This window comes from Marivirga tractuosa DSM 4126 (assembly GCF_000183425.1).
Taxonomy (GTDB): Bacteria; Bacteroidota; Bacteroidia; order Cytophagales; family Cyclobacteriaceae; genus Marivirga; species Marivirga tractuosa.
On sequence record NC_014759.1, the window covers coordinates 1,986,574 to 2,010,000 of the forward strand.

Annotated in this window: 17 protein-coding genes and 2 rRNA genes (1 of these 19 only partly in view); 7 read left to right on the forward strand and 12 right to left on the reverse strand. The window is 37.6% G+C overall.

Features of this window, described 5'->3' with window-relative positions:
* Positions 1 to 65 precede the first annotated feature (65 nt).
* The 6 genes from FTRAC_RS08285 to FTRAC_RS08310 form a co-directional block, all read right to left on the reverse strand.
* The gene (locus tag FTRAC_RS08285; RefSeq protein ID WP_013453791.1) at positions 66 to 1,577 is read right to left on the reverse strand and encodes an NADP-dependent isocitrate dehydrogenase; all 1,512 of its coding nucleotides are present in this window, start codon (positions 1,575 to 1,577) and stop codon (positions 66 to 68) included.
* A gap of 177 nt (positions 1,578 to 1,754) precedes the next feature.
* Positions 1,755 to 1,994, reverse strand: a complete 240-nt coding sequence (locus FTRAC_RS08290; protein WP_148230055.1) for a hypothetical protein — start codon at positions 1,992 to 1,994, stop codon at positions 1,755 to 1,757.
* Between the two features lie 586 nt (positions 1,995 to 2,580).
* The gene (locus FTRAC_RS08295) at positions 2,581 to 3,543 is read right to left on the reverse strand and encodes an SDR family oxidoreductase (RefSeq protein WP_013453793.1); all 963 of its coding nucleotides are present in this window, start codon (positions 3,541 to 3,543) and stop codon (positions 2,581 to 2,583) included.
* Between the two features lie 241 nt (positions 3,544 to 3,784).
* The gene (locus FTRAC_RS08300) at positions 3,785 to 5,308 is read right to left on the reverse strand and encodes a GH3 family domain-containing protein (RefSeq protein WP_013453794.1); all 1,524 of its coding nucleotides are present in this window, start codon (positions 5,306 to 5,308) and stop codon (positions 3,785 to 3,787) included.
* 50 nt (positions 5,309 to 5,358) lie between these two features.
* Entirely contained in the window at positions 5,359 to 6,168 is an 810-nt protein-coding gene (locus tag FTRAC_RS08305; protein ID WP_013453795.1) for a Cof-type HAD-IIB family hydrolase, read from the reverse strand.
* Between the two features lie 71 nt (positions 6,169 to 6,239).
* Positions 6,240 to 6,527, reverse strand: a complete 288-nt coding sequence (locus FTRAC_RS08310) for an SEC-C metal-binding domain-containing protein (RefSeq protein WP_013453796.1) — start codon at positions 6,525 to 6,527, stop codon at positions 6,240 to 6,242.
* Between the two features lie 271 nt (positions 6,528 to 6,798).
* On the opposite strand from FTRAC_RS08310, the gene FTRAC_RS08315 reads away from it, so the two are divergent.
* On the forward strand, positions 6,799 to 7,512 hold the full coding sequence (locus tag FTRAC_RS08315) for a hypothetical protein (protein ID WP_013453797.1): 714 nt from the start codon (positions 6,799 to 6,801) through the stop codon (positions 7,510 to 7,512).
* A 50-nt stretch (positions 7,513 to 7,562) separates the two neighbouring features.
* On the opposite strand, the gene FTRAC_RS08320 is transcribed toward FTRAC_RS08315, so the two are convergent.
* Positions 7,563 to 8,504 carry a LysR substrate-binding domain-containing protein gene (locus FTRAC_RS08320; RefSeq protein WP_013453798.1) on the reverse strand — a complete coding sequence of 314 codons (942 nt, stop codon included), beginning with the start codon at positions 8,502 to 8,504 and terminating at the stop codon, positions 7,563 to 7,565.
* Between the two features lie 95 nt (positions 8,505 to 8,599).
* Between FTRAC_RS08320 and FTRAC_RS08325 the strand changes: the two genes are divergently transcribed.
* From FTRAC_RS08325 to FTRAC_RS08340, 4 genes are all read left to right on the forward strand, one after another.
* Entirely contained in the window at positions 8,600 to 9,688 is a 1,089-nt protein-coding gene (locus FTRAC_RS08325; RefSeq protein ID WP_049784249.1) for a Fe(3+) ABC transporter substrate-binding protein, read from the forward strand.
* Positions 9,689 to 9,691: 3 nt separating this feature from the next.
* Positions 9,692 to 11,359, forward strand: coding sequence for an ABC transporter permease (locus FTRAC_RS08330; protein WP_013453800.1), 1,668 nt, complete (start codon positions 9,692 to 9,694; stop codon positions 11,357 to 11,359).
* Complete coding sequence (locus tag FTRAC_RS08335; protein WP_013453801.1) at positions 11,340 to 12,407, forward strand: ABC transporter ATP-binding protein; 1,068 nt, start codon at positions 11,340 to 11,342, stop codon at positions 12,405 to 12,407. Before FTRAC_RS08330 ends, FTRAC_RS08335 begins: the two co-directional genes overlap by 20 nt.
* Positions 12,408 to 12,515: 108 nt before the next feature.
* On the forward strand, positions 12,516 to 13,361 hold the full coding sequence (locus tag FTRAC_RS08340; RefSeq protein WP_013453802.1) for a DUF4197 domain-containing protein: 846 nt from the start codon (positions 12,516 to 12,518) through the stop codon (positions 13,359 to 13,361).
* A 71-nt stretch (positions 13,362 to 13,432) separates the two neighbouring features.
* Here FTRAC_RS08340 and FTRAC_RS08345 read toward each other — a convergent pair whose 3' ends face one another.
* Both FTRAC_RS08345 and FTRAC_RS08350 read right to left on the reverse strand, forming a co-directional pair.
* Complete coding sequence (locus FTRAC_RS08345; RefSeq protein WP_013453803.1) at positions 13,433 to 16,102, reverse strand: carboxypeptidase-like regulatory domain-containing protein; 2,670 nt, start codon at positions 16,100 to 16,102, stop codon at positions 13,433 to 13,435.
* 9 nt (positions 16,103 to 16,111) lie between these two features.
* A complete protein-coding gene (locus tag FTRAC_RS08350) occupies positions 16,112 to 16,933 on the reverse strand; it encodes a GLPGLI family protein (RefSeq protein WP_041649645.1) in 822 nt (273 codons plus the stop codon).
* Between the two features lie 118 nt (positions 16,934 to 17,051).
* Between FTRAC_RS08350 and FTRAC_RS08355 the strand changes: the two genes are divergently transcribed.
* Positions 17,052 to 18,584, forward strand: a complete 1,533-nt coding sequence (locus FTRAC_RS08355) for a sensor histidine kinase (RefSeq protein ID WP_013453805.1) — start codon at positions 17,052 to 17,054, stop codon at positions 18,582 to 18,584.
* Complete coding sequence (locus FTRAC_RS08360; RefSeq protein WP_013453806.1) at positions 18,581 to 19,264, forward strand: response regulator transcription factor; 684 nt, start codon at positions 18,581 to 18,583, stop codon at positions 19,262 to 19,264. The genes FTRAC_RS08355 and FTRAC_RS08360 overlap by 4 nt, the downstream gene beginning before the upstream one ends.
* Before the next feature lie 3 nt (positions 19,265 to 19,267).
* Here the strand turns inward: FTRAC_RS08360 and FTRAC_RS08365 are convergent, their stop codons facing one another.
* The 3 genes from FTRAC_RS08365 to FTRAC_RS08375 all read right to left on the reverse strand — a co-directional run.
* A complete protein-coding gene (locus tag FTRAC_RS08365) occupies positions 19,268 to 20,434 on the reverse strand; it encodes an MFS transporter (protein ID WP_013453807.1) in 1,167 nt (388 codons plus the stop codon).
* 111 nt (positions 20,435 to 20,545) lie between these two features.
* A 5S ribosomal RNA gene (gene rrf / locus FTRAC_RS08370) occupies positions 20,546 to 20,657 on the reverse strand.
* Between the two features lie 161 nt (positions 20,658 to 20,818).
* A 23S ribosomal RNA gene (locus FTRAC_RS08375) occupies positions 20,819 to 23,427 on the reverse strand; it runs 287 nt beyond the window's last position.

Below are 23,427 nucleotides of genomic sequence, written 5' to 3' on the forward strand. Positions count from 1 at the left end.
TAATTTGGATTCATGTAAAAGAAAAGAGTGCAGAGATCGATATCAACCTCTGCACAAATGATCTACTATTCTCCTTGACCTAAAGAAAAACCTAATTTTCCGTCAAAAGTGTATAAATTCTCAGTTTTGATAATATCAAATCCTGCTTTGTTTAAAGCCATCATCAATTCCAATACTTCTTTATAATCAATAGCTTTATAATCCGGCTTGCCTTCGATAACCTCAGCATTTTTAGAAATAAATCGGCATCTCCAGTGATCTGTACAGAAAGTAGATTCCATACCACCAGGGTAAACTTTCACCCCTCTATTCGTTATCATTTTAAGCTTTAAGAAATCTTTGGAGCTGTCAGTTAAAGCATCCCCGAATTTATTAGCATCTCTGTCTCTGTGATCAATAAAAACATCTACCCCAACTAATTTCTTTTCTTTAGGGGCATGCGATTTTTCTTGAATATTGATTCTAAAATCTTCTCCTTCCTTAACTTCAATTTTCTTGAAATGAGATGGAACTTGCCCTAATCTTGCAATTACGGCATCCGCAAATTCCATAGTACCTACTTTTTGTTTACTATGACCTTCCTTGTAGATTTCTCCAGTATGTATCCCATCTTCCATGGTTGTCAACCAAGCATTGTGAATTAATGCTGCTTTTTCTACTTCTCCAAAATATTGCAACATTTGGATAGCACCATGCAATAATCCAGATGGATTGGCAATTTTCTTTCCTGCAATATCTGGAGCTGAACCATGAATCGCTTCGAACATGGCATAATCTTTACCGATATTGGAAGAACCTGCAAGTCCCACAGAGCCTGAAATTTCTGCAGTTACATCAGAAACAATGTCCCCATATAAATTCAAAGTAACGATTACATCATACTCTTCAGGACGATTAGCAATTCTCGCAGTAGCAATATCGATAATTTGACTCTCTGCTTGAATATCTGGATATTCTTTAGCTACTTCTTTGAAAACACTATGGAATAAACCATCAGAAATTTTCATGATATTATCCTTAACTAAGCAAGTAACTTTCTTACGGTTATATTTTTTAGCGTATTCAAATGCGTATCGAACAATCTTTTCAGAACCTGGTCTTGAAATCAATTTCAAGCATTGTACAACCTCATCTGTTTGTTGATGTTCTATTCCCGCATATAAATCCTCTTCATTTTCTCTTACTACCACCAAGTCCATAATAGGGTGTTTGCTTTCCACAATCGGATGATAAGAAACAGCTGGACGAACATTTGAGAACAATCCCAAAGATTTCCTAATGGTAACATTCAAGCTTTTGTAACCTGAGCCCTGTGGTGTAGTGATGGGAGCTTTTAGGATTACTTTCTTTTTATGAATTGCTTCCCAAGCACTTTCAGGAATTCCAGAGGTGTTGCCAGATAAATAGGCCTGCTCACCTATTTCAATATGGTCGGCATCCAAACTAACATTCGCTGCTTCCAAGATTTTCAAAGTGGCGTCCATTATTTCCGGACCAATTCCATCTCCTTTTGCAACAACTACTGGAAGTGCCTTGGTAGTTTTCTTTAAATAATCTGCATTAACAGAATCTTTCATGATAGGATTTTTATGTTCTAATAATCTATTTTTTCAAATTGAAGAGTAATTTCACTATTGAGGATATACACGGTATATATGTATTATAGTTGATATAGCCTCTAAAATTGTTGCAAAAATAATGCAGAAGGCATTGGAATCAAAGCCGTTGTAAGTTTTAAACTGAAGTAATAAATTTCAGGCTGTTAGCTCAGGCTCTGGCTTGTCTTTAGGTAAGCAAACGCCTGGTGGTAAATCTAATACCGGATCGTCATCGTTTTCGCTAGAACCACCACCTCCTCCACCGTCTTCATCATCAGAATTATTACCGTTTTTTAGTACCCATCGAATAAAGTAAGATACCAAAAAAGCACAACTGGCTACCAAAATTAGGTAGTCAGGATTTTGAATGATATAGTGAAAGAAAGTTTCTGACATTTCTTTTAATACAATTTTAGGACTAAAAGCATTCAAAAGTTAATCAATTTATAATCAAAATGTTAAATGATCGGGTGGGAAATTTAAAAAGTACCGTTAAAAGTCTTGGTTATTGTATTACGATGAGTGCGATTTTAATCAAGGAATTATAAGGTCGCACCTAACGGAGCTTAGGTTAAACTTTGTTTATTTTGGTTACCATAATGCGACCCCTACAGGGTCATTTTGGTAGTTTTGCCAATTGATTCGCTCTATATAAAAGGCTATAATAATCAATTACTTGGCATGCTCTTAAAAAGAAAAAGATTATGAACTTAATTCAAATCATTTTAAAATAATGCAATTAAAGATTTTTTTATTCTCACTATTTTGATAGATCGTAGATTTCCTAAGTCCCAGAGGGACGGTCATATGGTAACTTCAATCATAATAATTTAACCAAGTTCCAGCGGAACGTCCATATGGTAAATATAAACTATAAAAAACAAAAAAGTTCCGTAGGAACGACCTTATAAAAATGTCAGAACAGTGAATCTAATACCTTAGAGATAGATGAAATTAAATCAAACGAAAATAAAGGCTAATTTTAAAACCCCATTTTCTCATACCAGCCATACACTTTTCCTAAGCCTTCTTTAAACCTAACCTGAGGTTTATAGCCTAAAAGATTTTCAATTTTAGAGATGTCGGCTTTGGAATGCTTGACATCTCCAGGTCTCTCAGGTCCATAATTAGGCTTTAAATCTATCCCACTTAACTCCTGCAATAAACCAATCATATCATTAAGACTCATTTGATCTCCACAAGCCACATTGTATATTTGATTCAAAGCTTGCTTATTTTCTGTAAAAAGAGCCAAATCATTGGCATGAACAGCATTTTCCACGAACGTAAAATCTCTGCTAGTTTCACCATCACCATTAATAGTTGGCTCATTACCATGAATAAAAGCTTTGCAGAAAATAGGAATTACGGCCGCATAAGGATTATCAGGATTTTGCCTTGGACCGAAAATATTGAAGTACCGTAGTCCCACATAATTTAAGCCATAAGTCTTTTGAAAAACCTCTGCATATAACTCTACCGCATATTTTGTAACTGCATAAGGACTTAGAGGATTACCAATTATATCTTCTTGCTTAGGCAAACTCGGACTATCACCATAAGTACTTGATGAACAAGCCAAAACCACTCTATCAATTTTATTCTGAACCGCGGCATACAAAATATTAACCGTCCCATCAATATTGACTTTAGTGCTCTGCATTGGGTTTTCAATTGATCGGGGAACAGAACCCAAAGCTGCTTGATGACTGATTAAATCAAAGCCTCCGGTCAGCTCAAGCATTTTATCATAATCGCAAATGTCTTCTTTGAAAAACTCAAATTTTGGATGGCTTTCAAATTCCTCTATATTACTATAGTATCCATTGGAAAGGTTATCAATCACTCTTACTTTTTCTACTCTATCATCATTAAGGTATTTTTCAACCAAATTTGATCCTATAAATCCTGCTCCTCCTGTAATTATGATTTTCTTTTGCGACATGCTGAGATATATTTCTTTGCTGGCAAAGATAAGGACTCTATTCTTTCTAGGAATGAGAATGAAATAAAACTTTAAACAAAGTCTATTTATAATATACTATACTCTAAAAGTTAAAATGAATTGTAGTCCCAATAATGAGCTTTTACTTATTGCTGAAAAATCTTATTGACTTATTGTTACAGCCTAAGACTGCTTGTTTCAATACAGTACTTAAACAAAATCTTCACCTAAGAATCAAAAATTATTTTTCAACGAATTCTTGCCATTCCCTAAAAGCATCTTCCTTCATCACCTTAGCCATTTTCACTTGACCACCTTTATGCTTGTTAGTATCGTTCCATTCCAAAAATTTGTCGGCAGATATCAAACTAATTTTCACATCTTTCAGGGCCTTATCGCGGGCTACTTTATAATTTTTATTACTGTTTTTAAGATGCTCATCTAGATGATTTCGGATTGCCTCATTATCAAACTCACTCTTCATTTCATCTAACCCCAAATACCAGTGATGGATGTATTCCCCATCTTCTTTGACAGCTGAAACTGTAAATTCTTTAATGTTTAAAGGAAAATTCTCATTAAGACTTTCGATTGCATCATCCATCTTATTTACTGAAAGTTGTGATCCCACTACATTCAAAAAGAATTTTGTTCTACCAGTAATCTTGATTTCATTTCTAGATATATCGGTAAACTTGATAGTATCTCCAATCATATAGCGCCAAGCCCCGCTCACCGTAGAAATCAACAATATATATTCTTCTCCTTCTTTAACATTAGAAATATCCAATGCCTTTTTCTCTGGATTGATTTTTCCGGACTCCAACACACTATCTTCTTCAAAAGGCACAAATTCAAAATACACCCCATTATCGCAGAGTAATTCCATCGCATCAGTATCAGGGCGAGTTTGAGTAGCCAAATATCCCTCAGAGGCAAGATATGTATCAATGTATTGAACTGGTTTACTGAATAATTTCTCGAAACTCTTTTTGTAAGGGTCTAATGCAACCCCTCCTGAGGTGTAAACTGCCAAATTCGGCCAAATATCATGTATTGAATCTACTTTATTGTACTCTATCACTCTTTCCAACATCAACTCAATCCAAGATGGAATGCCCGAAATAGAACCAATATCCCAATTTTTTGCTTCTTTAGCGATGGCCTCCACTCTTTCATCCCAATCATCGATACTGCTGATTTTCTCACCAGGCTTATAAAAATTCCTAAACCAATTCGGAATATTTGAAGCACTTATACCGCTTATTTCCCCTTCTAGATGACCATTAACTTTATCTAGGTTAGTGCTGGAACCTAGCATTAAAATTTGCTTAGTAAAAAAGCTTTCAGGTAAATCCTTGAAATTAGATAAGCTTAAAACTTGCTGAATCCCTGCATTTCTTATGCTTTCTAGCATATCATCTGTAACCGGAATATGCTTGCTATGCCCTGTTGTGCCAGAACTAACTGCAAAGTTCTTCACTTTACCTGGCCAGCATATATCTTCCTTCCCTTCTAAGGATTTCTTCCACCAAAATTCCATATCATCATAATCATGGAATGGTATTTCCTCGGCAAACTTTTGGGCTATATTTTTCTTATTCAATAAATTTTCAAATCCGTAATACTTCCCAAAAGCTGTTGCTTTTGATTTTTCAAGCAGCTCTTTCAATGTTTCCTGTTGAGCATGAATTGGAGAATCATGTTTTTTGATCCTGCTCCCCACTTCAATAGCTGCCTTTATGATATTACTGATGATTTCCATAAAAAAATATTAGATTTTAAAATATAGAGTAAAAGTAAACACTCTACATTTTAACCGAAATATTTCTCTAGGGTTGCGGCCACGCCATCTTCTTTACCAGGCAGAGTGATTTCATCTGCTATTTCTTTCACCTCATCTTTCGCATTGCCAACTGCTACTCCACAGCCAACAGCTTTCAACATTTCGATATCATTGTAATTATCTCCAAACGCAATAACATCCCTCATTTCAATATTGAATTCAGCTTGCAGTAGTTGAGATAAAGCACTTGCTTTGGATATTTGTAATGGGGCTATTTCTAAATAAGTGTCTTTTGAACGGTAGAGGTGTAAAGGTGCATCAATAGAGATCAACTTGGCAACCAAGTTATCAATTAACTTAGGTTCTCCCATGCACATGATTTTATGGGCACCTTTTTCCTGAGTTTTCCAGCTTTCCATCAAATCTAAACTTGGGAAAATGGAAGCCTGAACTTTAGTGTTGTTAATTTCTCTTTGAGTCCATTGATCTTCCGAAGGAGCAAACCAGTCATCATCCAAATAAAAGCCAGCATGTAGATTTTCATTATGACACCATTTGGCAACAAACTCACATAAAGCAAAAGGAATTGTCACAGAATCTAACACTGTAACACCTGACGTTTGAGAAATAACATAGCCTCCATTATAGCAAATTAAAGGCTGATTTGCTATATCCAAAGATTCCTGCAGGTGACGCATAGCAGCCGGCATTCTACTAGAAGCCAACACCACAGCAATATCATTTTTAAGACTTCTAATGATGTCTATAGTTCTTTTAGATAATTCTCTTTCTGGGTTTAAAAGAGTTCCGTCTATGTCAGTACAGATTGCCTTGAACATATTCTCTTGAGCTTAAAATTTAATATTTGCAAAACTAATGCTTTTGAGAGAGTTCAAAACAATCTTATTACTTATTTATCATGCCAATGCCCATGCTCTGATGACCAAACTTTTCCAGGAGGTGCTTCGCCTGGAGGCTGAGCAACTGGCCCACGGTTAGAATTGACATTTTGTGAAGGAGATTCCTGAGCATTAAAATAAACCGAAAAACCAGCTATAGCCACTATTATTACCATTATAGCAATGTATAAAAGGTTCTTATTATTATTAATACCCGAAGATTCTTTCCCCATATGGCAATTCTTATATTTCTTCCCACTTCCGCAATGGCAAGGATCATTTCTTCTTAAATTTGACATAGCCTAATAATTGTTGATCTTTTCAAATTTACGAAATAAATTGAAATACTAGTAATGAATTAAATACATGAGAATCCTGATTTAAATACATGAGAATCCTGATGAATTCAAATCATTTAAGGATTCTTATTGCCTCTTTTCCACTATTAATTTTAATTTGACCTAGAAAGCTCCAATGGTTTTTTCTCCTTGTAATTATTTTTTATTCTGAATTGGTGATTCTAGTTTCAATCATTACCTTTAATGTATATTTTAACAAAAAACCAAAACTATGCGCCTTATTGCGAACTTCCCCCTTTTACTTTTACTATTTATTAGCACTTCTTGTGAGGAATTCAATACAGAACCAATGGTCGTTCAGGAAGAATATGATAATTGGACAGTCCTTCAAATACCAAATGGAGAAGAAGCACATGCAATCAGTGGAAGTATTGATGATGTGTTGGTGGTCACCACTTATACTAAAGTTTATGCCACTAAGGATGCTGGAGAGACTTGGGATGAGGTTGCAGATTTTTCTGGTATTATGCCTGGCCTATTAGAAAGAAATGACAGCTTATTTATATTTGGAGCTTACGGACAAGGTGCAGATTATGATATCGCTAGCAGTGTTGCGCGCTTTTCTCTTGATAAAGGCTATACCTGGCAGGAAGATAAAAAGAATGTTTACTCTCGTTTAAGCGTACCAATTAAATATGTTAAAGCTGAAAATGAAATCAGTTATAAAATCAAAAAGAACACATTCAAACTAGACGGATCCGAAACTGAGTATGTTGGCACTTCTGACATAGAAAAAACCATTGATGATTATACAGCTAAACTTGAAATTCCATTTGAGTATATTTTAAACAATCTTCACCTAGATGACCAAAATCGTTTATATGTAGCGGCTTCCTATGGGACAGTAAATGAAAATGGCACTGTCAAACCAGGTGGGCGAAATGCTCCTGCACTTGTTTTTATTTCAAAAAGCCCATTACCGTAAAAAGGTAGCTAATTTTAGGTTTTACTAAATTAAATTGAGTTCCTTCCTTATTATCTCCAATTAATGACCTGAATTTCATTTTCCTCCCTTTGCTTCATAATATCAGGAAGGTGATCCACTATTTCCTTTTGCAAAGCCTCAATAATCCTTCTTTTTAAAAAGTCCCTTTTCATAACCAGACTCACTTCCCTAAAAGGAGTAGGCTTTTTAAAGGTTCTAAGTTTTTTGCTATCATTTGGCGATAGATCCAAGGTAGCTAATTCAGGTAAAAGGGTTACGCCTCCTTGCTTATCTACCATTCTTTTAAGAGCTTCTAAAGAACCACTTTGATAATTTAAAATATTATCGAAATTTCGGTTTTGGCAAATATTTAAAACCTGTTCACGAAAACAATGGCCTTCATTTAATAACCACAGTTCGTTGTTTTCCAAATCCTTTCCGGAGATAGGTTCTTCCGGTGGTTCTAAATTAGTATTGTGAGCATACCCTAAAAACTTTTCGTAATAGATAGGGATTTCTCTAAAGGAGCTATCATTTAAAGGCCCCACTACTATACCCACATCTATTGCTTCAGATTTTATGGCTGCCAATGTGTCTTCCGTTAATAATTCCTGAACTTGAATATTAATGGAGGGATATTTATTCATAAAACTCTTAGCAAATAGTGGCAAAAGATAAGGAGCAATTGTAGGAATCACCCCAATCTTCAAGGCACCAGAAACTTCCTTTTTCTGATCCTCAATGATTTCTTCCATCTTTTTAGCTTCATTCACGACCCTTCGTGCTTGTTCTAAAATCAGAGAGCCCAATTCAGTAGGAACAACTGGCTGTCTGCTTCTATCAAAAATTTTTACGCCTAAATTATCTTCCAATTTATTGATTTGCATACTCAGAGTTGGCTGCGTGATAAAACAGTTCCCAGCTGCCTTTCCAAAATGACGATAGGTATCTAATGCAATTATATATTCAAGTTGAGAAATAGTGGCCTTCATATATTCGGAGGATTTTATAACTGTAAAACATTAAGGCTCGCAATTTAAATAATTGAATCAAAATAATGGCTTTATTATTTAGAATTAATCCAATTATGATTAAATTTGCCTTCGAAATTTTAAAATCTACAACTATAATGAAAAATATAATCCTATCACTATTAGCAATAAGCACCCTTTGGGCTTGTTCACAAAGCTCCAATAAAGAAGGAGAATCAGAAAAAGAAGAAAGCAAGGAAGTTAATGTTTACACCCATAGACATTATGAATCTGATCAGCAACTCTTCAAAGATTTTGAAGAAAAAACAGGCATTAAGGTGAATGTTGTAAGTGCCAATGCAGATGAGTTAATTCAAAAAATGACTTTGGAAGGTGAAAATTCTCCAGCTGATGTATTAATCACGGTAGATGCAGGTAGACTGCATAGAGCAAAAGAAGCTGATCTTTTACAATCAGTTGAATCTGAAACTTTAAACAACACGATTTCATCAAATCTTAGAGATGTAGATAACCAATGGTTTGGATTGACAATCAGAGGAAGAGTAATAGTTTATAATCCTGAAAAAATAAGTGCAGAAAAGATTTCAACTTATGAGTCTTTAGCTAATCCAGACATTAACGGAAGATTATTAATTCGCTCTTCATCCAATATCTACAATCAGTCTTTGATGGCTTCTATCATTGCGCATAATGGAGAAGAGGCTGCTTCAACTTGGGCGAGTTCAATTGTAAATAATATGGCAAGAGATCCTAAAGGTGGAGATAGAGATCAAATCAAAGCAGTTTATGCAGGAGAAGGTGATGTTGCGGTTTCTAACACCTACTATTTAGGGAAAATGTTAAATTCTTCAAGCGAAGAAGAAGTGAAAGTTGCTCAAGCAGTTAAGATTTTATTCCCTAATCAAGATGGAAGAGGAACACACATCAATGTAAGTGGAGCGGGTGTTGCCAAATATGCACCAAATAAAGAGAATGCTATTAAATTTATTGAATTCTTAGTGTCAGAAGAAGCTCAAAAAGTTTTTGCTGGCGTGAATTATGAATATCCAGTAAACGAAAAAGTAGAATGGGCTCCAACTTTAAAAGAATGGGGAGATTTCAAAAGGGATACATTAAACCTTTCAGTTTTAGGAGAAAACAATGATTTAGCAGTTAAAATATTTGACAGAGCGGGTTGGAAATAATTTGTGAGTAAGCTAAAGTCAATTTTAAAATTTAAAAAGTATGCCAATGGTTGGTCCTTTGCTTTAATTGCATTGGTGCTAATTATTGGCTTACCTATTTATACCCTTTTCTTTAAACTTTTTGAGGAAACTACTGATAGTGTTTGGGGTCATTTGGTTGACACTGTTTTGACCGATTACATCATTAATTCTATTGGCTTGGTGATAGTAGTAAGCATCCTCACTTTACTCATGGGCATTTCCTCCGCCTGGATCGTGAGCACAACCAATATTCCATTTAGAAGGCAATTCGAATGGATGCTGATTTTACCTTTAGCTATCCCCACATATATTGCAGCCTACACCTATGCAGGCATTTTTGATTACACTGGCCCTATTCAAGTTTTCCTAAGGGATATCGGCTTCTCGGATTTAGTGTATATTGACATTATGAATTTCTGGGGAGTAGCCGTAGTCATGGCGCTAGTATTATTCCCTTATGTTTATGTGGTAGCTAGATCTACATTTATGAGCCAATCTGCTACACTTTTAGAAGCTTCCCGAATTTTAGGCAGTTCATCCTGGCGTACATTCTTTAAAATCGCGCTACCCATCAGCCGACCTGCTATCATTGGCGGACTTTCATTAGTCATGATGGAAGTTTTAAATGATTACGGAGCTGTAAAATATTACGGTATTAGCACCTTTACCACTGGAATTTTCAGGGCTTGGTTTTCTTTTGGCGATCCTAATTCTGCTATCAATTTATCTGGGATTTTAATGGGGTTCATTTTCATTATGATCATGGCGGAGAGATTGCAAAGAGGAAAAGTGAAATTTGATGAAGGTGCCAGAATTGGCAGACAGCTTAAGAGATATCAATTGACAGGCTGGAAAAAGTTTTTCGCCTGGATGGTATGTTTTATTCCTTTATTCTTAGGTTTTATAGCTCCTGTTTTTCAGTTAATTCTATGGTCATTTCAAACCATCAAAAAAATTATTGATTTTGATTTTCTGATTTTGATGGCTAATAGCTTTGGGCTTGCTCTATTGGCAGCTGTTTTATGTGTGGGCTTTTCAGTGATAATTTTATTCGCAGTCAAAGTAAATAAAAATAGGTTTTTTAGCCTATTAGCAAAATTTGCAGCATTAGGTTATTCCATTCCAGGAGCTGTCATTGCCATTGGCATTATGATTCCGTTGCTAGGGTTGGATAAATTCTTGATTTCTACTTGGCAGGATAGTTTCAATATGAAAATCGGGTTGATCTTCAGCGGAACCATTTTTGCCCTCACTTTTGCCTATGTCGTTCGCTTTTTAACCGTTTCTTTAAACCCTATTGAAGCAGCCTTTAAGAGGACTGGAGATAGCATAGATGAAGCTTCCTACTCATTAGGAGCTGGTTCATTCAAGACACTTCTAAAAATTAATTTGCCATTATTAAAAAGCGCCTTAATTTCAGGCGGAATCTTAGTTTTTGTCGATATTTTAAAGGAATTACCGCTTACTTTAATTTTACGACCTTTTAATTTTCATACATTAGCAACCAAAGCCTACGAATTGGCAAGCGATGAAATGATTGCTGAATCTGCAACACCTTCGCTCATCATTATCGTTATTGGCACCATACCCATTATTATTTTGAATCGCTTAATGAAAAACACTAAAGCTGATGGAAGTATTATCAATTAAGAACTTACATAAAAAATTTGGTAAAAAGCTTCAGTATGCGGTCAATAATGCAAGCCTGAATGTAAATAAAGGCGAACTTTTGGCTTTAGTTGGAGAAAGCGGAAGCGGCAAAACAACCTTATTAAGGTTGGTAGCTGGATTTGAAGAAGCAGATGCAGGCCAAATATCCATCAATAGTGATAAGGTGGTGGATGATAATTTCAGCATGAAGCCTGAAAAAAGAAAAATCGGAATGGTTTTTCAGGATTATGCTCTATTTCCACATTTAACCGTAGCAGAAAACATAAAATTCGGTCTATCCAAAAATCAATTTCCCAATTTGAATGATAGAGTTAGGGAAGTTACCGATATGGTAGGTTTAAGCAGTTATGAAAACAGATATCCCCATCATTTATCAGGCGGACAACAGCAAAGAGTGGCCTTAGCCAGAGCACTTGCGCCCAATCCAGGTTTGATTTTGTTAGATGAACCTTTCAGTAATTTGGATGCAGTATTAAAAGACCAAGTTCGAGAGGAAGTCAGAAGCATTATTAAAAAAGCAGGAGCTACAGCCCTATTCGTAACTCACGATATGCGTGATGCACTATCCTCTGCCGATAGAATAGCCATTTTGAAAGATGGCAAAATCCAGCAAGTTGGAACTCCAAGAGAACTTTACGAAACCCCTAAAAACCTTTATGTAGCTAGTTTTTTTGGGAAAATTAATGCTATGAATGCCACAGCTGAAAATGGCACTTATAAATTGAAAGCTGGCGAAATTAAAGGAGCAAAAACAGATAAAACAGGTCAGATTTTAATTGCCATCAGGCCTGAAAATATTGAAATCCTTACTGAAAAACAGGAAGGGACTTTCCCTGCTAAAGTAGTATTAGCCCAATATTTCGGTGATCATCAGCAAGTTCATGCCGATATAGGAGCAGAAACTCATGTGGTCATTCATGCTCACGAAAAAATATTATTTGAGAAAGATGATAATATTTTTCTTCGATTCAATCCATCCAAAATTCATATACTAGACACTTGTTGGTATCCTGGCTTGGTGAGTTAAAAATGGAATAACAACTATTTCATTACTTCTGTCTTAAATTCTACTGCTAGGCATTATCATTTTGGCTGAATTATTGTGATATTTATATAATATAAAATATTAACGCTTATGAAATATCTATCTACAATCAGCTTATTCATTTCAATTCTACTTTTATCATCATGTGATTTATTAAATGATGCAATAGAAGAACAAGAAAACAACATCGATATAGCAGAAGGACTAAAAGAAGCCTTAAAAGTTGGCACTGATACAGCTACTTCTAAATTGGCAGTTGTAGATGGTTATTTGAAAGATGAAGCAGTAAAAATCCTTTTACCTGATGAACTGGAAGCTCAAATTGCAGCACTGAAAGCAGTTGAAATCAATGTGTTCGGATTAGGAACGATAACTGGAGATCAAATTTACAATACTGGTGTACCCTTCTTAGGAATTAACAGTCTGGCAGAAAAAGAGGAAGAATTGATAGTAGGAATTAACCGTGCGGCTGAAGAAGCAGCCCAAGAGGCAGGGCCAATATTTTTTGATGCCATTCGTGGCATTACCATTACAGATGCAGAAAACATTTTATATGGATCAGACACTGCAGCAACTGCTTATCTCATCGATAATACGTATCAATCCTTATTCGACACTTTTGAGCCCAAAGTAAATAATGCAGTAAACTCAGTAAGTATTGGAGAAAGAACGGTAGAAGAGCTTTACGGCAATTTTGTCAGTGAGTACAATGATATATTAAACACCTCAGTGCCCATCAGTTTTTTAGAAAGTCAAACCCTTGGTTCCATTTCCGGTATCAACTCCATTGATGAAGCCGATATTTCAGCTTTTGCGACTGAAAAAGGTTTGGATGGTTTATTCTTAAAAGTTCAGGATGAGGAAGCCAATATTCGAAATAATGTAAATGCAAGGGTAAATGAACTCTTACAACAAGTATTTGGCTTGCTGGATTAAGTACCAAAAATCATCCAAGAGCAAAAGCCTACGATTTAAATAATCATAGGCTTTTTCTTTTCTTAATTCCCTTAGAAATTATAGTTTACACTGAACAAAGCCCTTCTACCCTGAATAAAATTCTGATACGTACTCACAAAATACTCAGATAAGAAATCTCTACTTATTGATTGTGTATCAAAAATATTATAAACCTGCAGATCAAATCTCCATGGTTTTTCGGGCCATTCATAACTCAATTCTGCATTAGCTAACCACCAATCGCTTTTGGTATTAGTACCATTATACATTTGATACTCAACATCTAAATCTACTTCAAAATTATCACCCCATTCTGCCTCCCATCGATTGGTAAAACTTTGAAGGTTAAATTGATTACGATTAGGACCGTTTTCATATTCTGTCAGCTGAAGTCCATATTTAAGCGAACTGGTCATGTATTGACCAAGATTTGTTTGAAAAGCTAAACTGTGTTTTTGATTCCACTGCTCATTATTAAGTTCCACTTCATTCAGCTGATTTACATAATTTTGGTATAGACCATTTGATTCAAACGTTAATCGAAAAGTTCTAAATCGCTTATCAATTTTACCATTATAATTAAAATCATACTGTGGTGCATTGCTATTTATCAACACAGAATTATTAACTAATCCATCAAAATTAGTAGCCTCTTGAAAAGAATGTTCTACCCTATTAAAATTTGTAAATAAGAAAGCATTCATCCCATTAAATAGGTTAAAGAAATGGTAGTTAAGCTGCACACTATTATAAAAGGAGGTTCTTAAAGCTGCATTCCCCAATACTATATTTTGATAATTTCGTAGCTGGAATGCTTCTGATAACCATTCGGATTGCGGGCTTCTAATTTGCTGTTGAAATACAAAATTTAATCCTTGAACACTATTAATGTCATACTTAATCCTAAAGTTAGGTAGTACAAAGTGCTGCGTACTTTCTCCCACATTTCCTTCGCCCTTGAGCGAATTCCTTTGGTCATTCAAATAGAAGTAACTCACCCCTGGGAGAAATAGAAATGATTCAACTCTTGATTTCCATTGTAATCCAGCTGCAAAATTGGAAAAGCTGCGGTCCATTCCTATCCTAAAATCTTCTAAAGATTCACCTTCTGCATTTTGCAAATTCCGATTCATGGAAGAAATTCTATTTTGATATGATAGGGAAACATCCAAATGGTTTTTTCTATTCCAAACCCAATAATAATGCAATTCCGATTGTAATGTTTTGATGTCTTGCTGGCTATCTTCCAATCTAATAATGGACGAATCTGCCTCAGTTTCTAAACCATATTGTAAATCCCATGCATTTAAGCTTTGACTATTTCTCCACAAAAACTGGTTCTCAATCGATATTAAGTGATTAGGGTTTATCTGAGTATAATAGTTGAGTTGCTGGTTCCAGCTCCATTCGTCATTTTCACTTTGAATGGTACTTTCTTGCCCTCCTGCCCAGTTGGAAAGTGAAAACCTATTTGCTGAATTCCTACTGCCCAACCATTGACTCTTATATTGCCAATTACTGAAAGGAGTAGCTAAGAAATCTAACTGGTATTGCCCCAAAATACTGCCATATTCCTGATTTTGTTGATTAATGCTATTTTCAGGTTCGGGTGCGTCTTCACTCAAAAATCGTCTTTGCTGCCGTTGTTGCTCCAAAACATTTGCAGTATTTCCAATCATATAAGCTTGATGCTGCCATTTGCTTGATGGCTGATAATTAATATTAAGTCCCACAAAATTACTAGTCAACTCTTGTACCTGTGTTTTGTCTTTTTGAGGAATTGCATTTCTATCCTGCCGTTCTGCTATCTTTAGAGCACCTCCTTGAATACCCCAGGGATTCTGAGCCTGTTTCATTCGTTGGTAATCACTAAAATTAAAAGCCTGTTCTCCTATATTATTGGCATCAAGAATCGCATTAACACTTAAATCTTCACTATAATAAAAAGCATTTCCATGCCCAGTATAGCTATCTCTCAAACCTACGCCCAAGGTCACATCACCAAAAACCATTGACTTTTGATCTTCTTTTAAGGTAATATTCATGGCTATTTGCTCATTGGTATTCACATTTTTCAAGGCGGCATTTTCCTGATAGCCTTTCAAAACCTGGACCCTATCTATAGCCTTTGCTGGTAAATTCTTTACAGCCATTTTACTATCCCCATCAAAGAATTGCTTACCTTCCACTAGAAGCTTATCTACTTTCTTACCTTGCACCGACACACTTCCGTCTTCAGCAACCTCTACCCCCGGCAACTTCTTGAGCACATCTTCTAACTTCCGTTCATTGCCCTTCGTGAAAGCTTCAGTTTTATAAATTAGCGTATCTCCCGACAAGGTAACCGGCATTTCTTTCACCACTTGTACCTCATCCATTAAGCCTTGATCTTGTGACAATGGAATAATAAGATTCTGAATTCTATCCGGATCTGTGGTGATATGCTTAATGAAAGGAACGTAGCCTACAAAACTAGCTCTCAATTCCAGCGGTACGCCAGTTTCGATAGTCATTTTGAATTTACCAGAAGCATCCGTAACGGCAAACGACTTGATTTCATTAGTGGTCGTATCCTTCAGAAGCACATTAGCATAAGGTATGGGTGTATTTAAAGAATCCACTACTTTACCTTCCATGCTGTAATAATCTTTACTTTTCTGCGCCAAAACAGAGCAAGAAATATAGACCACCGAAAAGATTGTGAGAATTATAGCTTTCATGTCCTCTACTTAACCGCCAATTACAATTTCAATGTTCGAGCCATCTCCTTTTCCTTGATATCGCTGCATCATCTCTTTCATCTTTTCTTCAGAAATGGCCTGGAATTCCTTCAGTGTTACTTCTTTTCCTTGATCAGGCACTTTAATCTCTTCTTGCTCTTGATAATTCAAATTTACTTTGGTGCAAATGAAATGACGACCGTTCGACTTTAATTCCAGAATTAAGCCAGGCAGCCCGAAATAAGTCGTTGGACCCTGAGCAACGGGAATATCCATAGTAAACCAAGCTTCAATTTGAGTAGTGTCTTTGGTTACTTCCATTTCCTCCATACCGGTGGCAAATCTTCGTGCATCAGAAATGCGAGTATACACTGCTCTTCGGCAGCTATAATCCCCAATTTGCTTGGTTTCACTTCCAATTTTCCAATCGTATTTTGGCAGACTGTCAATTACTAGAAATCTTTTGCCCATTAGCTCCTGGCTATTTCTGTATTTTCCCTCTTCCAGATTTCGGTACAGTTTATCCTTTGAACTCCCATTAGAAATTACTAACTCCATCCCATTGGATGAAGCGCTGGCAGGCCCTGAGTTCACACTTTCTTCTTGCTCCCATAATGACTCTTTTGCATTGAATTTTAAGGTATAAGTCTTTTGCATCTTCTTGAGCAGTTGCTGTTTTAGAGCTTGCATCTCTTGCGGGGACATGGCGCTTGAGTCTAAAGAGAGTTCGATTTGACTTCTGCTTTCATAGGTAGCCACTCCACTGAATTGTTGTGCAAAAAGGCCTGAAGCCAATACTAAACTGATGAATGTTAAAATAAGCGTTTTCATATTTTTGTGATTTTCGTTTGCTACAAAACAACTCAATTGACTCTTCAAAAAGCGTTAATGAATGTTAAAGAGTGTTAAAATCAAGATATGACTGCATCCTTTTCTCTATCTTAGCATTATGAATTCAAAAAGATTCAAGGCCATAGGGATTTTAATTGTAGCTGTGTTTTTCGCAGCCATTCTTTTCCATGGCTTTTACTTCATAAAAAATTATCAGGAAGCCTATTCCAAATTCACCCAGGAAGTCACGCTCTCTTTCGATACAGCCCTCAAAAATTATTTTAATGAGTTATCGGAGACAGATGTAATCGTTATTACTGATATTCAAAAATCTGACACCCATCAAGGCCAGCATGTCGATCAAGTTGAAATAAAGACAGACTCTACTGAGTTAAGCCAGGCTATTACTCGAGATTTTTTTCAGCGATTTACTGAGAGTCCCTTTTCTAAGAAAGGAAGCCAAATTTTAGAGAAGAAAGTAAAAGAGTTAGATGGTCTCAATATTACTCAGATAGTGGTCTCTGGTGAAATGCAGCAAGAAGAAATGTTTGTGGATAAAGATAATGACATCGTTATGATGGCGGGTCGAAAAGCAGCAGACAGCGTTTTTTCTTTAAGCTCCATTTCTAATAAATTGGTCATTTCAGTAAGTAGAGATACACTGGATTTCGAATTGCTTAATAGATATTTCAAACAGGAACTAAGGGAAAACAAACTGGAAATCACCTATGCCATCAAACATCTTAAAAAGGATTCCTTAATCGGTGCATTTAGACCAGAGTTAGCTCCTACAATGACGCTAGTGTATTCTGCAAGTGAAGACCTTTTGCCAAGGAATGAAAAGATCAATCTAGTGTATGAAAATGCCTCATTGGATATTTTACAGGAGGGCTTCATGAATAGTAGCTTTTCACTCGCGTTTTTTCTACTCATCGTTTTTGTATTAGCCTTTCTCTATAAAACCATTAAAAACCAGAAAGATCTGGCTGAAATCAAAAATGACCTCATCAATAACATCACCCATGAATTTAAAACTCCGCTTGCCACCATTTCTACTTCAGTTGAGGCTTTACAAAATTTCAATCCGGAAAATGACCCTGAGAAAATAAAAAAGTATCTAGCGATTGGTCAACAGCAAGTGAATAAAATGAATGGGATGGTGGAGAAGTTGTTAGAGACCGCCACTTTAGATAGTGAAAAACTGATGATTAAAAAGGAAAACATCAATGTCAGCCTTTTTTGCAAAGAACTTTTCGATCGATATCAAAACCATAATACTGATAAAACGCTAACACTTAAGGTCGCTGATCAAGATACTGTAATCAAAGCAGACCGTTTCCATTTGGAAAATGCACTGTCCAACCTTCTTGACAATGCCTTTAAATATGGGGGCAGTAAAATTAGCCTAGCGTATCATTTTAATGATGGACGACATTGTTTTAGTGTAAAAGATAATGGCGGTAATTTATCAAAAACTCAAGCGAAAAAGGTATTTGATAAATTTTATCGTATCCCACAAGGCAATATACATAACGTAAAAGGCTTTGGCATAGGTCTTTATTACAGTAAGAAAGTAATAGAGAAACATCAAGGGAATTTAGAATTACACATTGCTAAGAATTTGACTCACTTTGAAGCTTGTTTACCATGAAAAAGGAATATCAATTGTTATTAGCTGAAGATGAGCCCTCTTTAGGCTTGATATTGAAAGAAAGCCTGGAAAGTCGTGGCTTCAAAGTAGACCATTGTGAAGACGGGGAAGCGGCATGGAAGTGCTACCAAGCTAAAGAATACGATCTATTAATTCTCGATGTGATGATGCCCAAGCTTGATGGATTTAGCTTGGCCCAAAAAGTGCGCAAGGCAGATGGCTATATTCCTATTATTTTCCTCACTGCAAAATCAACCACTAATGATGTGGTAGAAGGCTTTGAAAAAGGTGGAAATGACTATATTAAAAAGCCTTTTAGTATGGAAGAGCTAATTGTGCGGGTCAAGGCATTATTGGAAAGAAAAAGTAATCCCATTCATCAAGAGTGGATTACAATTGGGAAATACCTATTTCATCCCGGTAAGCAAATCTTAAAAATTGAAAAGGACGAAACCTATTTAACCAGTAAAGAATCAGAAGTTTTAAAAGAACTTATGATGCATCAAAATGAGCTGACCGATCGCTCTACTATACTTGAAAAATTGTGGGGTTCAGCTGATTTCTTTAATGCCAGAAGTATGGATGTATACATTAGCAAATTGCGCAAAAAGCTTGAAAAGGATCCAGAACTTCAAATTTTGAATATTAGAGGCTATGGATATAAGCTAATCTGCAGCTAAAATTTACCGCATTCTCTTTATTCTTGTGGCAATATTTAAATAAACAAAGGCAAGAAAAGCAAAAGCAGCACCGGTATAAAACGTTACTTTAAAATTTGCGGGAGCATTGCTGTACACCCAACCTGATATAAAAGCCCCCATTCCGATTCCTAATTCCAAAAATATATAGAGCGTAGCCAACGCCTTTCCCCTTTTATTATTGTCGGCTAAATCTATAGCCCAAGCAAATACAGTGGGAGAATTCATGCCCATGGAAAAGCCGAAAACAATTGCTGCTCCCATTAAGCTGATCAATGAATTGGATAAGGCAATTAATACCATAGCAACAGCCAATAAAAAGGAAGATACCTTCAACACTTTGACTCTTCCAATTTTATCCGAAATTTTACCGGCTATGATCCTTACCCCTAATGAAGCCAATACAAAAACAGCAAAAAACAATCCTTTATTGCTAATTCCTAGATGTGCACTATAATCTGGCATTATGGTTAATACTATTCCAAATGAGAAAACGCTAAGTGCCATATAAATCGCTGGCACTAATACTCTTTTCTCTATAATTTCATTTTTCTTGAGTTTGAGCAAACTAAAATTAAACTGAACCTTATCTGCTAAAGTCTCATTCATTCCAGCTAAAATAATAATGCTCATTAAGGCAGTAGCTGCAGAAGCATAAAACACATAATCAATTGGAAATGCACTCCCAATATATCCGCCAACAGCATTCCCTGTAGCAGTACCAATGCTGATCGCCACTCCAATAATTCCCATTGCTTCTCCTCTTCGATTGACCGGTACTATATCAGCTACATAAGCGGCATTTCCAGTAGGTGTAAAACCTGTAGAAAAACCATGCAATAAACGTAAAGCAAAAAAAGCGATGACGCCCGATACAAAAGGGTAGGCTAGGCCAGCAACAAAACAAACTACAGCACCAAAAATCATGACTGGCAGTCTCCCGATTTTATCGGCCAGTTTTCCACTGAAAGGCCTGGACAAACCAGCCGTAATCGTAAATAGCGCAATAATAAGCCCTTTGTATTCTCCACCACCTAAGCTTGTCAGATAATCGGGCAGCATAGGGATAATCATATTGAAGCTGGCAAAAAATAAAAAAGCACTAAATGAAAGTGCTATAAAGGAGCCATTGATCAATCGTGATTGCTTCATCCTGCGAATTAAAGTATAATAGAATTATAAATAATCATTGGTTTTGCAAAATAGTACGTTGACAGGCATAAAAAAACCCTGATAGTTTTCACTATCAGGGTTATAAATAAAAGTTGGCAACGACTTACTCTCCCACCTTTTACGGCAGTACCATCAGCGCTGGTGGGCTTAACTTCTCTGTTCGGAATGGGAAGAGGTGTACCCCACCGCCATAGTCACCATAAAGTCTGTCATTCTCTGTATAGAGCATGAACTTAATTTCTTTATGATACCTTGTCCCATTTTACCGGGAGGGTGTATCAATATTTTATAATCAACCTCTACATTTAGAGATTAATCAACATGTTAAAGTGAAAGAGTCTTAAAGTAAACACAAGACTGTTGAACGGAAAGCTACGGATAATTAGTACTGCTCGGCTATGACATCACTGCCTTTACACCTGCAGCCTATCAACCCCATCATCTATAGGGTTCCTTTAAAGAAGTCTCATCTTGAGGCGGGTTTCGCGCTTAGATGCTTTCAGCGCTTATCCCTTCCAAACATAGCTACCCAGCGATGCACCTGGCGGCACAACTGGTACACCAGCGGTTTGTCCAATCCGGTCCTCTCGTACTAAGATCAGGTCCTCTCAAACTTCTAGCGCCCACAACAGATAGAGACCGAACTGTCTCACGACGTTCTGAACCCAGCTCGCGTGCCACTTTAATGGGCGAACAGCCCAACCCTTGGGACCTTCTCCAGCCCCAGGATGTGACGAGCCGACATCGAGGTGCCAAACCTCCCCGTCGATGTGAGCTCTTGGGGGAGATCAGCCTGTTATCCCCAGAGTACCTTTTATCCTTTGAGCGATGGCCCTTCCATGCGGAACCACCGGATCACTATATCCGTCTTTCGACCCTGATCGACTTGTAGGTCTCACAGTCAAGCTCCCTTATGCTATTGCGCTCTGCGCACGGTTACCAAGCGTGCTGAGGGAACCTTTGAAAGCCTCCGTTACTCTTTTGGAGGCGACCACCCCAGTCAAACTACCCACCACACAATGTCTCCGCCTAGTTAGCGGATTAGGCATCAGATAAAATAAGGGTGGTATTTCAACAACGACTCCACCATGCCTGGCGACACAGCTTCGAAGTCTCCCACCTATCCTACACATATTTTACCCAATGTCAATGTGAAGCTATAGTAAAGGTTCATGGGGTCTTTTCGTCCCGTTGCGGGTAAGCGGCATCTTCACCGCTACTACAATTTCACCGAGCTCGTGGCCGAGACAGTGCCCAGATCGTTACACCATTCGTGCAGGTCGGAACTTACCCGACAAGGAATTTCGCTACCTTAGGACCGTTATAGTTACGGCCGCCGTTTACTGGGGCTTCAGTTCAACGCTTCGCACTTGCGCACTAACGTCCCCCCTTAACCTTCCAGCACCGGGCAGGTGTCAGGCCTTATACTTCATCTTTCGATTTCGCAAAGCCATGTGTTTTTGTTAAACAGTCGCCTGGGCCTCTTCACTGCGGCCTCGTTATCACTAACGAGGCGCCCCTTCTCCCGAAGTTACAGGGCCATTTTGCCTAGTTCCTTAGCCACGGATCACTCGAGCACCTTAGGATTCTCTCCTTGACTACCTGTGTCGGTTTGCGGTACAGGTACCTTATACATATGTTTAGAGGGTTTTCTTGGAAGTCTGATTAGGTCCACTATCCACGCTGCCGAAGCGTTGTGGTACTATCAGGTTCAGCTAGTCTTGCGGATTTTCCTACAAGTCCAATACCTACACCCTTCAACGTACTATTCCGTCAGTACGCGGGACTTTCACTACTCCGTCACCCCTTCACTCTATAAGGTAGTACAGGAATATTAACCTGTTGTCCATCGACTACGCCTCTCGGCTTCGCCTTAGGCCCTGACTAACCCTCAGCTGATTAGCATTGCTGAGGAAACCTTAGTCTATTGGTGTGCTAGTTTCTCACTAGCATTATCGTTACTTATGCCTACATTTGCTTTTCCATCCGCTCCAGCATGGCTGACGCCACACCTTCACCGCTGATGGAATGCTCCCCTACCTCTCGCCATTACTGACAAGACCATAGCTTCGGTTGTATGTTTGATGCCCGATCATTATCGATGCTCTGTCGCTCGACCAGTGAGCTGTTACGCACTCTTTAAATGAATGGCTGCTTCCAAGCCAACATCCTGGCTGTCTAAGCAACTGAACCGCCTTAGTTCAACTTAACATACAATTGGGGACCTTAGCTGATGGTCCGGGTTCTTTCCCTCTCGGATCAGGACCTTAGCACCCTGACCCTCACTCCCGGGATAATTTGACAGCATTCGGAGTTCATCAGGATTTGGTAGGATTTGACTCCCCCTAGTCCTATTGGTAGCTCTACCTCTGTCAAACATCTCCCGAGGCTGTTCCTAAAAACATTTCGGGGAGTACGAGCTATTTCCCAGTTTGATTGGCCTTTCACCCCTACCCACAGTTCATCCAAAGACTTTTCAACGTCAACTGGTTCGGGCCTCCATTCCGTGTTACCGGAACTTCACCCTGACCATGGGTAGATCACAAGGTTTCGCGTCTACTTCCCCTGACTAATTCGCCCTATTCAGACTCGCTTTCGCTTCGGCTCCCCCGTCAACGGGGTTAACCTTGCCAAGAAAAGTAACTCGTAGGCTCATTATGCAAAAGGCACGCCGTCATCCAACGAATGGACTCCGACCGCTTGTAAGCGTATGGTTTCAGGTTCTATTTCACCCCGTTATTCACGGTACTTTTCACCTTTCCTTCACAGTACTTGTTCGCTATCGGTCTCTCAGTAGTATTTAGCCTTACCGGATGGTGCCGGCTGATTCAAACGGGATTTCTCCGGTCCCGCCCTACTCAGGATACTGCTAGGTATATACAACTTTCCTTTACGGGGCTCTCACCCTCTCTGGCCCGGTTTCCCAACCGGTTCATGTTCATTGTATAAGTCCACGTTGCAGTCCTACAACC

Excerpts from the sequence above, each read along its gene's own strand:
- FTRAC_RS08285 (WP_013453791.1), bottom strand. The coding sequence starts at position 1,577 with ATGAAAGATTCTGTTAATGCAGATTATTTAAAGAAAACTACCAAGGCA.
- FTRAC_RS08290 (WP_148230055.1), bottom strand. The coding sequence starts at position 1,994 with ATGTCAGAAACTTTCTTTCACTATATCATTCAAAATCCTGACTACCTA.
- FTRAC_RS08295 (WP_013453793.1), bottom strand. The coding sequence starts at position 3,543 with ATGTCGCAAAAGAAAATCATAATTACAGGAGGAGCAGGATTTATAGGA.
- FTRAC_RS08300 (WP_013453794.1), bottom strand. The coding sequence starts at position 5,308 with ATGGAAATCATCAGTAATATCATAAAGGCAGCTATTGAAGTGGGGAGC.
- FTRAC_RS08305 (WP_013453795.1), bottom strand. The coding sequence starts at position 6,168 with ATGTTCAAGGCAATCTGTACTGACATAGACGGAACTCTTTTAAACCCA.
- FTRAC_RS08310 (WP_013453796.1), bottom strand. The coding sequence starts at position 6,527 with ATGTCAAATTTAAGAAGAAATGATCCTTGCCATTGCGGAAGTGGGAAG.
- FTRAC_RS08315 (WP_013453797.1), top strand. The coding sequence starts at position 6,799 with ATGCGCCTTATTGCGAACTTCCCCCTTTTACTTTTACTATTTATTAGC.
- FTRAC_RS08320 (WP_013453798.1), bottom strand. The coding sequence starts at position 8,504 with ATGAAGGCCACTATTTCTCAACTTGAATATATAATTGCATTAGATACC.
- FTRAC_RS08325 (WP_049784249.1), top strand. The coding sequence starts at position 8,600 with ATGATTAAATTTGCCTTCGAAATTTTAAAATCTACAACTATAATGAAA.
- FTRAC_RS08335 (WP_013453801.1), top strand. The coding sequence starts at position 11,340 with ATGGAAGTATTATCAATTAAGAACTTACATAAAAAATTTGGTAAAAAG.
- FTRAC_RS08340 (WP_013453802.1), top strand. The coding sequence starts at position 12,516 with ATGAAATATCTATCTACAATCAGCTTATTCATTTCAATTCTACTTTTA.
- FTRAC_RS08345 (WP_013453803.1), bottom strand. The coding sequence starts at position 16,102 with ATGAAAGCTATAATTCTCACAATCTTTTCGGTGGTCTATATTTCTTGC.
- FTRAC_RS08350 (WP_041649645.1), bottom strand. The coding sequence starts at position 16,933 with ATGAAAACGCTTATTTTAACATTCATCAGTTTAGTATTGGCTTCAGGC.
- FTRAC_RS08355 (WP_013453805.1), top strand. The coding sequence starts at position 17,052 with ATGAATTCAAAAAGATTCAAGGCCATAGGGATTTTAATTGTAGCTGTG.
- FTRAC_RS08360 (WP_013453806.1), top strand. The coding sequence starts at position 18,581 with ATGAAAAAGGAATATCAATTGTTATTAGCTGAAGATGAGCCCTCTTTA.
- FTRAC_RS08365 (WP_013453807.1), bottom strand. The coding sequence starts at position 20,434 with ATGAAGCAATCACGATTGATCAATGGCTCCTTTATAGCACTTTCATTT.